This window comes from Curtobacterium sp. MCBD17_019, from assembly GCF_003234555.1.
Lineage (GTDB): Bacteria > Actinomycetota > Actinomycetes > Actinomycetales > Microbacteriaceae > Curtobacterium.
Map to the genome: position 1 here is coordinate 182610 of NZ_QKTT01000003.1, position 13452 is coordinate 196061.

Here is a 13452-nt window from a genome sequence, read left to right on the forward strand (position 1 = left end):
GAGGAGGGTCCGGGCGGGCCCGGCGGATGGGTTCTAGACGACGCGGAACGCAGCGAGCGTCGCCGCCGGGTCGTCACCGGTCACGAGGGCCTCGCCGACGAGCACGGCATCGGCGCCCGCGGCGCGGTAGTGGGCGACGTCGGCGGGCGACGAAACGGCGGACTCGGCCACGCGGACCACACCATCCGGCACCGCACCGACGAGGCGCCCGAAGAGGTCGCGGTCGAGCGAGAAATCGGTCAGGTCGCGGGCGTTGACACCGAGCATGCGCGCCCCGGCGTCGAGCCCGCGGCTGACCTCGTCCGCCGAGTGGGCCTCGACCAGTGCCCGCATCCCGAGCTGCTCGACGAGCGTGTGGAGTTCGACGAGCCGGGGCTGGTCCAGCGCGGCGACGATGAGCAACACGATGTCGGCGCCCGACGCCCGCGCCTCGAGCACCTGGTAGGGATCGGCGATGAAGTCCTTGCGCAGCACCGGGACGGCCACCCGGGCCCGGACGGCCTCGAGGTCGGCGAGGCTCCCCCGGAACCGGCGCCCCTCGGTCAGGACGCTGATCGCGCTGGCGCCGCCGGCCTCGTACCGGCTCGCGAGCTCGGCTGGATCGGCGATCTCGGCGAGCGGCCCGCGCGAGGGGCTGGCCCGCTTGACCTCCGCGATGACGTGCACGCGGTCGCCGGGAGCGAGGAACGCGAGCGCGTCGCGCGGCGACGACACGCGGTCGAGGTCGCGCTCGACGTCCGCCGCGGGACGGTCGAGCCGTCGCGCCGCGGCGTCCTCCAGCGCTCCCGCCACGAGCCCCGCGAGCAGATCGGTGGTCGGCTCGGCCGTCATCGGGTCACTCGTGGGTGCGCGTGACGTACTTCGGGCCGTTGACGCCGTACCCGAGCTTCGCGAGCACGCCGCCGAGGATCAGCCCGACGACGAGGAGTCCGGCGGACGCCCAGACCGCCCACGCGATGCTGAACCAGAAGCAGATGACGCCGATGGCGAAGGCGACCAGCATGATGATCACGGCCGTCCAGGCGGCGGGCGAGTGTCCCTCGCCGAGTTCTGCGGGCTCAGTGTTGCTCACGGTGCTCCTCGTGGTCCGGTGCGTCGTCCTCGGTGCGACGCTCCCCCGATCCTACCGTGCGGTCCTCCGCCGTCCCGTCAGCGGCGGCCACCCCGTCGACCCCGGCGGTGGAGGTCCCGGCAGCCGTGGGGTCGACGCCCGCGCTGAGGTCGTCCCAGTCGACGATGGCATCCCGCGGCGCGTCGGCCGCCGGCACCCGTCCAGTGCCCCCGTACCGGCGACTCGGGCCGGGCCAGGACCGCTGGACGACGAGCACGAGCAGGCCGAGCGCCACGGCGAGCACGCCACCCGCGATGCCGACGTACGGCCACGGGGTGACGTCGATGCTCCGTACGATCGAGCGGATCGCGGGGACGTCCTGCACGCCGGTGACACCACTGATCGCGGACTGCGCGGCGACCACGGGATCGCTCAGACGGCCGATCCCCGTCACGACGACCGCGATCCCGAGCAGCACCTCGACGACCGCGAGCACGACGCGGAGCACGCGCCCCGCGATGGTCAGGGCGATCGACAGGGCCAACATGGCGATCGCGAGGGCTGAGTAGGGCACGACGGAGCCGTCCGCCGTCACCGTGCTCGCCGTCGCGCTCGTGGCGTCGAGGTGCGCCGTGAACCAGGTCTGCGTCCAGGACAGGAGCACGATGCCCGCGACCGCGAGACCGGCGAGGACGACGAGCGGGCGTGAGCGCCTCACGACCGGACCGCCCGCATGGCGTTCGCGGTCGCGACGGCGCGCAGCGGCGCCGCGGCCTTGTTCTGGGCCTCCACGTGCTCGGTGGCCGGGTCGGAGTCGGCGACGAGCCCCGCACCCGCCTGCACGCGGGCGACCCCGCCCTGGATCAGCGCCGTGCGGATGGCGATCGCCACGTCCGCCGAGCCCGCGAAGTCGAAGTAGCCGACGACGCCGCCGTACACGCCCCGCTGGGCGGGTTCGAGCTCGTCGATGATCGCGAGCGCACGCGGCTTCGGCGCACCCGACAACGTGCCTGCCGGGAACGTCGCGCGGAACACGTCGATCGCGCTCGCCCCGGGGCGGATCGTCCCCTCGACACTCGACACGAGGTGCATGATGTGGCTGAACCGCTCGACCTGCATGAACTCGGTGACGGCGACGGTGCCGGGCAGACACACCTTCTGGAGGTCGTTCCGCGCGAGGTCGACGAGCATGAGGTGCTCGGCCCGTTCCTTCGGGTCGAGGAGCAGTTCGTCGGCGAGACGCACGTCCTCCTCGGTGGTGCGACCGCGAGGCCGGGAGCCGGCGATGGGGTGGGTCATGGCGCGACCGTCCTCGACCCGCACCAGGGCCTCCGGCGAGGCACCGACGATCCAGTACGGCTCGTCGCTCGTGTCCGCGAGACTGAGGAAGTACATGTACGGGCTCGGGTTGAGCGTCCGGAGCACGCGGTAGACGTCGAGCGGGTCGGCTGTGACGGGCTGGTCGAACCGCTGCGAGATGACGACCTGGAACACGTCGCCGTCCCGGATGAAACGCTTCGAACGCTCGATCGCCGCCGCGTACTCCTCGGGGGTCGAGCGAGCGGACGGGGACGGCGCCGCCACGTCGAAGGCCTCGGCCACCGTGGCCGTCGACGGCTGCACGAGGTCGCGCTGGAGACGGTCGAGCCGCGCCTGCGCATCCGCCCACATGGCGTCGGGGTCGTCCGCGCCGTCGTTGAGGGCGCTCGCCACGAGGAGCACGAGTCCGGTCCGGTGGTCGATCGCCGCGAGTTCGGAGACGAACGCCATCGCTTGGCCCGGTACCGTGAACTCGGCCGGTGGCGCGTCCGGGAGGTGCTCGAGCTGACGGACGGCCTCCCATCCGATGAACCCGACGGTGCCCCCGACGAGCGGCGGCATGCCCGCGAGCCGCGGGGTCGCCCACCGCTCGTGCAGTCGTGCGAGCACGTCGAGCGGCGCGCCCTCGAGCGATCCGACCGCGCGCTCCGCGTCGATGCCCGTGTCGATCCACCGCGCCTCGGTACCGTCCTGCGTCAGGACGCCGAAGCTGCGGACCCCGACGAACGACCAGCGCGACCAGAGTCCGCCCTGGCCCGCGGACTCGAGCAGGAAGCTCCCCGGACGCCCCGCTGCCAGTTTCCGGTAGACGCCCACGGGCGTCTCGCTGTCCGCGAAGAGCGCTCGTACGACCGGGACGACGCGGTGGCCGTCGAGCATGGCGTCGAACTCCGCGCGCGCGGTCGTGTGCGGGTGGTCGACGGGTGCCGCCTCGGTGCCCGGGATGGTCGCCTCAGGCACCGGTCGCCTCCCTCGCGTCGACGTCGGCCGCGTCGCCACCGGCTGCGGCGGTGCGGGCCACGGCGGTGCCGGCCGTGCCCTCGGCGCTGCCCACGACCGGTGCGAGCGGGTCGACGTCGAAGCACCGGTGCGCACCGGTGTGGCACGCGGCGCCGATCTGGTCGACGGTGACGAGGATCGTGTCGGCGTCGCAGTCGAACGCCGCCGCTCGGACGAACTGCGCGTGCCCCGAGGTGTCGCCCTTGCGCCAGTACTCCTGCCGGGACCGCGACCAGAAGGTGACGCGACCCTCCGTCAGGGTCCGGCGGAGGGCCTCCCGGTCCATGTACCCGAGCATGAGGACGTCCTTGGTGACGGCTTCCTGGATGACGGCGGGCAGGAGGCCGTCGGCCCCGAAGCGGGCGCGGTCGAGGACCGCCTCGGTGGACGAGGGGGACGGTACTGCGGTGCTGGTGCTGTCGGCCATGTCGTCCATCAGCGTACGGCGTGTCCGGCCGCGCGCAGGGCGTCCTTGACGTCGCCGATGGTCATCTCGGCTCGGTGGAACACGCTGGCCGCGAGGACCGCGTCGGCCCCGGCGTCGATCGCGGGCGCGAAGTGCTCGAGCGCACCCGCGCCTCCCGACGCGATCACCGGCACCGGGGCGACGGCGCGCATGGCGGCGACGAGCTCGAGGTCGAAGCCCGCCTTCGTGCCGTCGGCGTCGATCGAGTTGACGAGCAGCTCGCCCGCGCCACGCTCCACGGCCTCCCGTGCCCAGGCGAGGGCGTCGATGTCGGTCTCGCGCCGACCGCCGTGCGTGGTCACGACGAACCCCGAGGGCATGCGATCGGCGCGCTTGACGTCGAGCGACAGCACGACGGCCTGGGCTCCGAAGCGGTCCGCGATCTCGCCGACGAGTGTCGGTCGGGCGATCGCCGCGCTGTTGACGCCGATCTTGTCCGCGCCGCACTGCTGGAGACGGGCGACGTCGTCGACGCTGCGGACGCCACCACCCACGGTGAGCGGGATGAACACCTGCTCGGCCGTCCGGGTGACGGTCTCGTACATGGTCGCGCGGCCCTCGACGGTCGCCGACACGTCGAGGAACGTGAGCTCGTCCGCGCCCTGCTCGTAGTACCGCGCCGCCAGCTCGACCGGGTCGCCGGCGTCCTGCAGGTCGAGGAAGTTGACGCCCTTGACGACCCGGCCCGCCGAGACGTCGAGGCACGGGATCACCCGGACCGCGACCGACATGCCCGTGCTCCCGCTCACAGTCGCGCGGCGTGGATCGCGCTGACGAGGATCGCGCGCGCACCGAGTTCGTAGAGGGCGTCCATGATCGGGTTCGTGTCGGCCCGCGGGATCATGACGCGCACGGCCGACCACGTGGGGTCGTGCAGGGGCGACACGGTCGGTGACTCGATCCCGGTCGCGATCGCCGTGGCCTGGGGCAGGAGCACGGACGGGATGTCGTAGTCGAGCATCACGTAGCTCCGGGCCACCAGCACACCGTGGAGCCGTCGTCGCAGCACGGATATGCCCTCGATCGACTCGTCCGTCGTCACGAGCACGGCGGTGGACTCGAGGATCACCGGCCCGAAGATCTCGAGTCCCGCGGCGCGCAGCGTGCTCCCCGTCGAGACGACGTCGGCCACCGCGTCGGCGACACCGAGCCGCACGGCGCTCTCGACCGCGCCGTCCAGCTTCACGAGGACCGCGGTCACCCCGTGCCGAGCGAGGAAGTCGCCGACGAGCCCCGGGTAGCTCGTCGCCAGACGCACGCCCTCGAGGTCCGTCAACTCCGTGAAGCGTCCGGGCGGCCCGGCGAACCGGAACGTGGAATCCGCGAAGTCGAGCTCCTCGATCTCCGAGGCCGTCGAACCGCTGTCGAGCAGCAGATCGCGTCCCGTGATCCCGACGTCGAGCGCGCCGGAGCCGACGTAGGTCGCGATGTCACGTGGGCGGAGGAAGAAGAACTCGACCCCGTTGCGCTCGTCGACGAGGTGGAGCGCCTTCGGGTCACGCCGGCCGGCGTAGCCCGCCTCGCGCAGCATGTCGGTCGCGGTCTCGGACAGGGATCCCTTGTTGGGCACGGCGACGCGGAGCATCGGGTCTCGCTTTCTGGAGGAGCGGCTCGGGTGATCGGGGAGGCCGCCGGTGGGTCACCGGCGCGGCTCACAGATGCTCGTAGACGTCCTCGGGGGTCAGGCCCTTCGCGACGAGCAGGACCTGCAGGTGGTACAGGAGCTGGGAGATCTCCTCGGCGGTCCGCACGTCGCCCTCGTACTCGGCGGCCATCCACACCTCGGCGGCCTCCTCGACGATCTTCTTGCCGATCTGGTGGACGCCGGCGTCGAGCTCGGCGACCGTCCCCGACCCCGCGGGACGCGTCCGTGCCTTCTCGGACAGCTCGGCGAACAGGTCATCGAACGTCTTCACGGCGATCAGGCTACCCGGCTCGCAGCCGCCCGCAGGGCCGCGATCCGCTCAGCCGGGTCCCCGCCGTAGACGGCCGAGCCGGCGACGAGGGTGTCGGCGCCGTTCGACACGGCCTCCTCGACCGTGTCCAGCGCGATGCCGCCGTCGACCTCGAGCCACACGTCGAGACCGGACGCCGCGACCGCCGCGCGGGCGGCGGCGAGCTTCGGCATGACCTGCGGCATGAACGCCTGACCGCCGAATCCCGGCTCGACGGTCATGAGCAACACCATGTCGTACGCGTCGAGGTGGTCGAGCACGGGCGCGATGTCCGTCCCGGGCTTGACCGCCACGGCCGCGCGAGCGCCGTTGCTCCGGATCGCCGCCGCGGTGGCCACGGGATCCGTCGCGGCCTCGATGTGGAACGTCACGCTGGCCGCCCCCGTCTCGGCGTACTTCGGTGCGTTGGTGTCGGCGTCGGAGACCATGAGGTGCACGTCGAGCGCGACGGGCGAGACCTGCTGCAGCCGCGTCACGACGGGCAGACCGATCGTCAGGTTCGGCACGAAGTGGTTGTCCATGACGTCCACGTGCACCATGTCCGCCGTCGCGATCCGCCCGAGCTCCCGCTCGAGGTTGGCGAAGTCGGCGGACAGGATGCTGGGCGCGATGCGGATCGTCACGCGACGAGCGTACCGGGAGCGCCCGGAGCGCGACGACGGGGCGGAGCCGCTCCCGCCCCGTCAGCGCCGACGCAGGAGGGCGATGAACATCGCGTCCGTGCCGATGCGGTGCGGCCAGAGCTGGACGGTGGCGCCGTCGGCGACCTGCGGGTCCCGCGCGGCGATGCTCCGCACCACGGAGGCCGTGTCGAGCTGCTCGAGGACGTCGCCGTGCCGGGCGAGGAGCGCGTCCACCTGCCCACGGGTCTCGGCGAGGTGTGGCGAGCACGTCACGTACGCCAGCGTGCCGCCCGGTGCGAGCGACGCGACGGCGGCGTCCAGCAGTTCCGCCTGCACCACCGCGAGCTCCGAGACGTCCTCCGGGTCCTTCCGCCATCGCGCCTCCGGTCGACGACGGAGGGCGCCGAGGCCCGTGCACGGCGCGTCGAGCAGGACGCGGTCGTAGCCGCCGGGGGCAGTGGGTCCGGCCTCCCCAGGGCGTCCGAACCGGCGGCCGTCGCCCTCGGTGACCGTCACGGTGTCGGTGAAGCGTTCGAGCGCCGATCGGACGAGTCCCGCACGCGCCGGGACGAGCTCGTTGGCGACGAGCGTGGCGCCGGCGACCCGGGCCTCCGCGGCGAGCAGCGCGGCCTTGCCGCCCGGGCCGGCGCAGAGGTCGAGCCAACGCTCCCCCGGAGCGATGGCCGACGAGCGGGTCAACGCGAGCGCCGCGAGCTGCGACCCCTCGTCCTGCACCCGCGCTCGGCCGTCGGCGACCGCGGGGACCCGCGACGGGTCCCCGGCGACTCCGCGGACCCCGACCGGCGAGACGGGCGGCTCCGCCTCGGCATGCGGCAACACGTCGCCGGGTTCGACGAGCCCGGGCAGCGCCGCCAGGGTCACACCGGCGGGCACGTTGTCGGCCGCGAGCAGGGCGACGAGCTCGTCGCGGGCGCGCTCGGCGGCGAGGGCGTCGCGGAGGGCACCGACGACCCAGCGCGGGTGTGACCAGCGCCTCGCGAGCAGGTCGTCGCCCGTCAGGCCGCGGGTGATCTCGGCGTCCCAGCCGTCCGCGTCGCGCCCACCGACCTTCCGGAGCACGGCGTTGACGAACCCGCTCGCCCGACGCGCTCCGATCGCCCGGGTGAGGTCGACCGTCTGCGACACGGCCGCGTGGGACGGCACGCGCATCCCGACGAGCTGGTGGACGCCGAGGCGGAGGACGTCGAGCACGTCGGCCTCGATGTTCGCGACCTGGCGCCCGGACGCCGCCTCGATGATCGCGTCGTACGAGCCGATCATCCGGATGGTGCCGTACGTCAGCTCCGTCGCGAAGCCGGCGTCCCGGGCGGAGAGCCCCGCGCGTCGGATGCGGACCGGGAGCAACAGGTTCGCGTACGCGTCGTCCGCCTGGACCGCACGGAGCACGTCGAGCGCCACGCGCCGGGCGCTCGTCCCCGCACCGCGGTTCCCCCAGCCGCTGCCCTCGGGCGTCGTGGGTGTCACGCGAGCACCGCCGACGTGAGGTCCCCGAGACCGCGGGCCCACGACGCGCCGGGCATCGGACGCCCACCGGCCGGCTGCACCTCGAGGAGCTCGAGCGGCTCGGTCGCGGTGCCCACACGGAGCGCGCCGCCGACCAGCCCGAGCGCACCGGGTGCGAGCTCCTCGGTCGTCGTCACCAGGCCTGCCGGCCGTGTCGTCGGTGTCGTGCGGGCGGTCCGGAGCAGCTTGACCCGCGTGGCACCGAGGTAGGCGTACGCGCCCGGTTCCGGCGTCACCCCGCGCACGTGGGCGTGCACGACCGCAGCCGGACGGTCGAAGGCGACGTGGCCGTCGGCGGAGGTCGTCTTCGGAGCCGTGGTGGGTTCGCCCACCTGCGCGACGCCGACCGCGCGGCCCGCCGCGACGTCGTCGACGACGCGCGCGACGAGCTCGGCGCCCGTCTCGGCCATGGCGGCGAGGACCTCGCCGGCCGTCGCGTCGGGCCCGATCGGGAACGGCTCGGAGGCGTACACCGGTCCGGCGTCGAGCTCCTCGACGAGGCGGAACACGGTCGCCGCGGTCGACCGCTCGCCCGCCATGACGGCGCGCTGGACGGGCGCAGCGCCCCGGAAGGCCGGGAGCGACGAGAAGTGCAGGTTGAGCCAGCCGTGTCGCGGGACGTCGAGCGCGGCACGACGCAGCAACGCACCGTACGCGACGATGACGCCGAGGTCCGGTCCGAGGAGACGGAGTCGCTCCGTGACGTCGGCGTCCACGCGGGACGCCGTGATCACGGGGAGCCCGAGTTCCTCGGCGGCGACCGCGACCGGGGTCGGGGTGAGCACGCGCTTGCGGCCCTGCGGCGTCGGAGGCCGGGTCAGGACGGCGACGATCTCGTGGTCCGTCGCGGCGAGGCGACGGAGGGTGGGGACGGCGGCTGCGGGGCTGCCCGCGACGACGAGACGCATGGACTCCGGGTGGTGGTCGGTGGAGGGGGCTCAGGGGCCCTCGGAGAACGGTTCGACGTCGTCGAGCCGCACCCTGAGTGTAGGTGCGGCGCGGCGACGGTTGCCCCCGGGCAGCACCCGACGTGTCGACGACCGCCGGATCACCTCGGCCTTGAGCGTCGCCGCGACCTCGGTGCCGTGCGCGTACGGGAACCGCACGATGGTCCGGACCGTCCCGGGTACGGAGTCGTCGACGGCCACCGGACCGAGCACGGGCCCGACGAGGGCGTCGCCGAGCGCCTCGACCGCGGCGGCCACCGCCTCGTCCGTCCCGGTCAGCGTCGCCACGCGGACGGCGGGCGGGAAGTGCAGGACCCGGCGGTCGGCGAGCTCGTCGTGCGCCGGGACCTCGAGCCGCCACGTGGCCATCGCCGTCGCCAGCCGTCCGCCGACGCCGACGAGGAACGTCGTGCCGCCGCGCGCCGTCCGGGCCGCCGCGTTCGCCCAGACCCGGAGGACGTCCTCGGCGACGCGCAGGCCCTCGCGGGCGAGCATGCGCTCGCCGTCGAGCAGGAGGACGCATGCGTACCCGCCGGGCGTCGACGGTTCGGCGCCGCGGGTCGCGACCACGACGGCGGGTCGGTCGTCGACCTCGTCCACCGGACGGGCGCCGTCGGCGACGACGATCCGCGTCCCGGGGAACGCCCGTCCCAGCTCGTCCGCGGTGCGCTGCGCGCCGTGGCCGACCGGACGGAGCGTGGACCCCTGGCAGGTGGGACACCGGTACCCGACCGCCAGGGCCCCGCACCAGCGGCACTGCGGCACGCCGGACGACGTCGCCCGGCCGAGGGGTCCCCCGCACCGCGGACAGCGGGCCCGGTCGCCGCAGTCGGCACACACGAGCCCCGTCGCGAACCCCGGACTCGCCACCTGCACGAGCACGGGACCGGTACGGCTGGCCTCGCGTGCCGCACGCCAGGCCGCGGACGGGATCCGGGCGTGCGCGGCCCAGCCCTCCGCGGACGTCTGCTGCGCGGTCGGCACCACGCGCGGGACGACCGCGCGGACGGGCCGGACGTCGTCGAGCCACCCGAGTTCGACCAGACGCTGGACGTCGGTGCTCCGGGCGTGCGCTGCGAGCAGCAGGGCCGCCCCCGACTGCGCGGTCCGGAGCAGCACGGCGTCACGGGTGTGCACGTAGGGAGCGCGTTGCTCGACGAACGAGGGGTCGCCGTCGTCCCAGACGGCGAGCAACCCGAGGCGCTCGGCCGGTGCGTACACCGCCGCGCGGTTGCCGACGACGACGACCGGACCCGACCGGGCCGTCAGGAGTGCGCGGGCGCGCTGCCCGTTCGTCTGCCGCGCGTCGAACCGCACCACGCGCTCCGCGGGGACGAAGGCGGCGACGGCGCGCTCGACCTCGGCGAGATCCCGGAAGTCCGGCACCACGAGGATCGCGGTCCGCTCCGACGCGAGCACCCGGGCCGCCGCCTCGGCGAAGGTGCGCGCCCACCCGTCCACCCAGGAGTCGTCCGGCAGCCGCACCGGATGCGCGATCGCGGTCATCGCGGCGCGACCGCCGTCCTCGAGCAGGGCCTCCACGCGGCCCTCCGGGTACGCCGTCACCACCGGCGCGGTGACGACCGGCGGCACCGTCGTGGTGTCCCGTGCGATGAACGCCTTCTCGGCGCGGACCTGACGCGGTGGCACCGCCAACCGGAGGACGTCGCTCGCCACCCCCGCCGCGCGGTCCGCGACGGCGCGCGCCAGCCGCCAGACCTCCGGCGCCAGGACGGGGACGGGCGACACGACCTCCTCGAGCGGACTGAGGTCGCCGGGGAACGAGCCCTCGGTGGCGACCTCGACGACGAAGGCGTCCGCGATCCGGGCGCCCGTGCGGAGCGGGACGCGCACCCGGACACCCGGGAGGCACGCCTCGCGCATCGCGTCCGGGATGCGGTAGTCGAACAACCGGTCGAGCTGCGGGAGCGGTGAGTCGAGGACGACGCGTGCGATCCGCGGGGTCGCGGACGCGGGCGAGGCCGCGCCCGCGGGCGCCGCCGCGGCCTCGACCGTCGGCACCGTTGGGGGGCCGGGCAGGGGCGGCCGCGCGTCCGCGCGCGGGGACCGCGCCGCTTCAGCGGGCGCTGGCGCGTCCTCCGGCACGACGGACCGTCAGACCCCGGCCGTCACGAGGCCGGCGGCGACCCGCAGCGCCTCGACACGGTCGAGGGCCTCCCAGGTGAACCCGGGGAGCTCCCGACCGAAGTGTCCGTAGGTCGCCGTCGCGGCGTACGTGGGGCGGAGCAGGTCGAGGTCGCGGATGATCGCCGCGGGCCGCAGGTCGAAGACCGCCCGGATGGCGTCGACGATCACGGCGTCGTCCACGTGGCCGGTCCCGAAGGACTCGACGTACAGCCCGACCGGGGCGGCGCGGCCGATCGCGTAGGCGACCTGGACCTCGAGCCGGTCGGCGAGACCGGCGGCCACCGCGTTCTTCGCGACCCACCGCAGGGCGTACGCGGCCGAACGGTCCACCTTCGACGGGTCCTTGCCGCTGAAGGCACCACCACCGTGCCGCGAGGCGCCGCCGTAGGTGTCCACGATGACCTTGCGACCCGTCAGCCCCGCGTCGCCCTGGGGACCGCCGATCTCGAAGCGGCCGGTCGGGTTCACGATGACGTCCACGGCGCTCGAGTCCAGCGCGACCGTGTCGAGCACGGGGCGGATCACCCGGGCCGTGATGTCGACGGTGAGTTGCTCGAGCGACACGGTCGGCGCGTGCTGGGTCGACAGCACGACGGTCTCGACGGTCCGCGGCGTCACGCCGTCGTACCCGATCGTGACCTGCGTCTTGCCGTCGGGTCGGAGGTACGGCAGCTCGCCCGACTTGCGGACCGCGGCGAGGCGCTCGGCGAGCCGGTGTGCGATCCAGATGGCGACCGGCATGTACTCGGGCGTCTCGTTCGTCGCGTAGCCGAACATGATGCCCTGGTCACCGGCACCCTGGCGATCGAGCGGATCCGTCGCGCCCGTCCGGGCCTCGAGCGCGTCGTCGACGCCCTGCGCGATGTCGGGCGACTGCGAGCCGATCGAGACCTCGACCCCGCAGGTGTGGCCGTCGAAGCTGACCTCGGACGAGTCGTACCCGATGCCGGTGATGACGTCGCGCACGATCGTGGGGATGTCGACGTAGCCGGCAGTCGTGACCTCGCCCGCGACGTGCACGAGACCGGTCGTCACGAGGGTCTCCACCGCGACTCGGGCGTGGGGGTCGACGGTCAGGAGCGCGTCGAGGATGCGGTCCGAGATCTGGTCACAGATCTTGTCCGGGTGCCCCTCGGTGACCGACTCGGAGGTGAAGAGGCGGAGTGCGGACGTCACGGATCAGGCGTCGGGCGTCTGCGGCGTGGCAGTCAGCTTGTTCTCGTTGATCTCGTGGAGCGCGACCGACAGCGGCTTGTCGTCGATGGTCGAGTCGACGAGCGGGCCGACGTTGTCGAACAGGCTGCCCTCGTGCAGGTCGGCGTAGTAGTCGTTGATCTGCCGCGCACGCTTCGACGCGAAGATGACGAGCGCGTACTTCGACTCGACCTTGGCGAGCAGGTCGTCGATGGGCGGATCGATGATGCCCTGGGAACGGTCGGCCATGGGAGCTCCTCGGTAGGTTGACGAGCGCCGGGTCACGGCGCGGAGAACAAGTCTACGACCTCCTGCGCAGCGGTACGGACATCGGAGTTCACGATCCGGACGTCGAACTCGTCCTGGGCGGCGAGCTCCACCTTCGCCGTGTCGAGCCGCCGTTGCTGCTCCGCGGGGCTCTCGGTCCCCCGCCCGATGAGCCGCCGGACGAGTTCCTCCCACGTCGGCGGGAGCAGGAACACCAGGAGCGCCTCGGGCATCGCGGCGCGGACCTGCCGCGCACCCTGCAGGTCGATCTCGAGCAGCACGCTGCGCCCCTGGTCGAGCGCGCGGTCGATCGGCGGTCGGGGCGTGCCGTATCGGTAGGAATTGTGGACCGTCGCCCACTCCAGGAGTTCGCGCTCGCGGACCATCCGGTCGAACTCGGCGTCGTCGACGAAGTAGTAGTGGACGCCGTCGACCTCGCCCGGGCGCGGTGCCCGGGTCGTCGCGGAGACGCTGAGGAGCACCTCCGGGTGGTGTTCCCGGATGTACGCCGAGACCGTGCCCTTGCCGACCGCGGTGGGCCCGGCGAGCACGACGAGCCGCGAGGCGCGTCGGCGACGACCGGACCGCGACGCCAGCCAGTCCGCGAGTTCCCCGCGCTGCCGCGTGCCGAGGCCGCCCAGCCGCTTCGTCGGCGCGATGCGGAGCGTGGCCATGACGCTCTCGGCACGCGCCGGACCGATGCCCGGGAGGCTCGTCAGGAGGTCGCGGACGCGGAGCGACTGCTCCGCGGTGGCCGCGTCGCTCCCCCAGGCAGCACGCGCGACGTCGAGCCCGGACCGGGCACCGGAGGCCACGTCGGCCTTCACGGCTGCCCGCGCCCGGCGTGCCGCGACGGCGGCCCGGGCGGCCGCGGCGCGGTCGACCTCGGGCGGCCGGGCCCCGCGAGGGCCGGACGCCCCGCCCGGGGGGACGTCCTCGTTGCCCGTGCCGTCCACGT

General features: G+C 73.9%; 14 protein-coding genes and 1 pseudogene. All 15 read right to left on the reverse strand.

What is annotated here, in order from left to right; translation table 11 throughout:
- Nucleotides 1-33: 33 nt before the first annotated feature.
- The 15 genes and pseudogenes from trpC to gmk all read right to left on the reverse strand — a co-directional run bounded on the left by trpC (nucleotide 34) and on the right by gmk (nucleotide 13450).
- On the reverse strand, nucleotides 34-807 hold the full coding sequence (gene trpC, locus DEI82_RS04385) for an indole-3-glycerol phosphate synthase TrpC (protein WP_111035957.1): 774 nt from the start codon (nucleotides 805-807) through the stop codon (nucleotides 34-36).
- A gap of 28 nt (nucleotides 808-835) precedes the next feature.
- Complete coding sequence (locus DEI82_RS04390; RefSeq protein ID WP_111009141.1) at nucleotides 836-1072, reverse strand: DUF6704 family protein; 237 nt, start codon at nucleotides 1070-1072, stop codon at nucleotides 836-838.
- Nucleotides 1059-1769 (reverse strand): Trp biosynthesis-associated membrane protein, encoded by a 711-nt coding sequence (locus DEI82_RS04395; protein WP_111035901.1) that lies wholly within the window; start codon nucleotides 1767-1769, stop codon nucleotides 1059-1061. Before DEI82_RS04395 ends, DEI82_RS04390 begins: the two co-directional genes overlap by 14 nt.
- Complete coding sequence (locus tag DEI82_RS04400; protein ID WP_111035958.1) at nucleotides 1766-3250, reverse strand: anthranilate synthase component I; 1485 nt, start codon at nucleotides 3248-3250, stop codon at nucleotides 1766-1768. The genes DEI82_RS04395 and DEI82_RS04400 overlap by 4 nt, the downstream gene beginning before the upstream one ends.
- A gap of 163 nt (nucleotides 3251-3413) precedes the next feature.
- Nucleotides 3414-3797 (reverse strand): annotated as a pseudogene (hisI, locus tag DEI82_RS04405) (phosphoribosyl-AMP cyclohydrolase); the annotation flags it as partial.
- An 8-nt stretch (nucleotides 3798-3805) separates the two neighbouring features.
- Nucleotides 3806-4567 carry an imidazole glycerol phosphate synthase subunit HisF gene (hisF, locus tag DEI82_RS04410; protein WP_111035959.1) on the reverse strand — a complete coding sequence of 254 codons (762 nt, stop codon included), beginning with the start codon at nucleotides 4565-4567 and terminating at the stop codon, nucleotides 3806-3808.
- A 14-nt stretch (nucleotides 4568-4581) separates the two neighbouring features.
- Nucleotides 4582-5421 (reverse strand): ATP phosphoribosyltransferase, encoded by an 840-nt coding sequence (gene hisG / locus DEI82_RS04415; RefSeq protein WP_111035902.1) that lies wholly within the window; start codon nucleotides 5419-5421, stop codon nucleotides 4582-4584.
- A gap of 67 nt (nucleotides 5422-5488) precedes the next feature.
- Nucleotides 5489-5752, reverse strand: coding sequence for a phosphoribosyl-ATP diphosphatase (locus DEI82_RS04420; RefSeq protein ID WP_111013262.1), 264 nt, complete (start codon nucleotides 5750-5752; stop codon nucleotides 5489-5491).
- A gap of 5 nt (nucleotides 5753-5757) precedes the next feature.
- Nucleotides 5758-6414 (reverse strand): ribulose-phosphate 3-epimerase, encoded by a 657-nt coding sequence (gene rpe, locus DEI82_RS04425; protein WP_111035903.1) that lies wholly within the window; start codon nucleotides 6412-6414, stop codon nucleotides 5758-5760.
- Between the two features lie 60 nt (nucleotides 6415-6474).
- Complete coding sequence (locus tag DEI82_RS04430) at nucleotides 6475-7899, reverse strand: RsmB/NOP family class I SAM-dependent RNA methyltransferase (protein WP_258371952.1); 1425 nt, start codon at nucleotides 7897-7899, stop codon at nucleotides 6475-6477.
- Complete coding sequence (locus DEI82_RS04435; RefSeq protein WP_111035905.1) at nucleotides 7896-8846, reverse strand: methionyl-tRNA formyltransferase; 951 nt, start codon at nucleotides 8844-8846, stop codon at nucleotides 7896-7898. Before DEI82_RS04435 ends, DEI82_RS04430 begins: the two co-directional genes overlap by 4 nt.
- Before the next feature lie 30 nt (nucleotides 8847-8876).
- Nucleotides 8877-10907 (reverse strand): primosomal protein N', encoded by a 2031-nt coding sequence (locus DEI82_RS04440; RefSeq protein ID WP_111035906.1) that lies wholly within the window; start codon nucleotides 10905-10907, stop codon nucleotides 8877-8879.
- 93 nt (nucleotides 10908-11000) lie between these two features.
- Nucleotides 11001-12209 carry a methionine adenosyltransferase gene (gene metK, locus DEI82_RS04445; RefSeq protein WP_111009150.1) on the reverse strand — a complete coding sequence of 403 codons (1209 nt, stop codon included), beginning with the start codon at nucleotides 12207-12209 and terminating at the stop codon, nucleotides 11001-11003.
- A gap of 3 nt (nucleotides 12210-12212) precedes the next feature.
- Nucleotides 12213-12476 carry a DNA-directed RNA polymerase subunit omega gene (gene rpoZ, locus DEI82_RS04450; RefSeq protein WP_111009151.1) on the reverse strand — a complete coding sequence of 88 codons (264 nt, stop codon included), beginning with the start codon at nucleotides 12474-12476 and terminating at the stop codon, nucleotides 12213-12215.
- Between the two features lie 32 nt (nucleotides 12477-12508).
- Nucleotides 12509-13450 (reverse strand): guanylate kinase, encoded by a 942-nt coding sequence (gmk, locus tag DEI82_RS04455; protein ID WP_111035961.1) that lies wholly within the window; start codon nucleotides 13448-13450, stop codon nucleotides 12509-12511.
- Nucleotides 13451-13452 lie beyond the last annotated feature (2 nt).

Bases quoted from the DNA above. Each gene is read 5' to 3' on its own strand.
- DEI82_RS04400 (WP_111035958.1), bottom strand. From the start codon at position 3,250: ATGCTCGACGGCCACCGCGTCGTCCCGGTCGTACGAGCGCTCTTCGCG.
- hisF (WP_111035959.1), bottom strand. From the start codon at position 4,567: ATGTCGGTCGCGGTCCGGGTGATCCCGTGCCTCGACGTCTCGGCGGGC.
- hisG (WP_111035902.1), bottom strand. From the start codon at position 5,421: ATGCTCCGCGTCGCCGTGCCCAACAAGGGATCCCTGTCCGAGACCGCG.
- DEI82_RS04435 (WP_111035905.1), bottom strand. From the start codon at position 8,846: ATGCGTCTCGTCGTCGCGGGCAGCCCCGCAGCCGCCGTCCCCACCCTC.
- rpoZ (WP_111009151.1), bottom strand. From the start codon at position 12,476: ATGGCCGACCGTTCCCAGGGCATCATCGATCCGCCCATCGACGACCTG.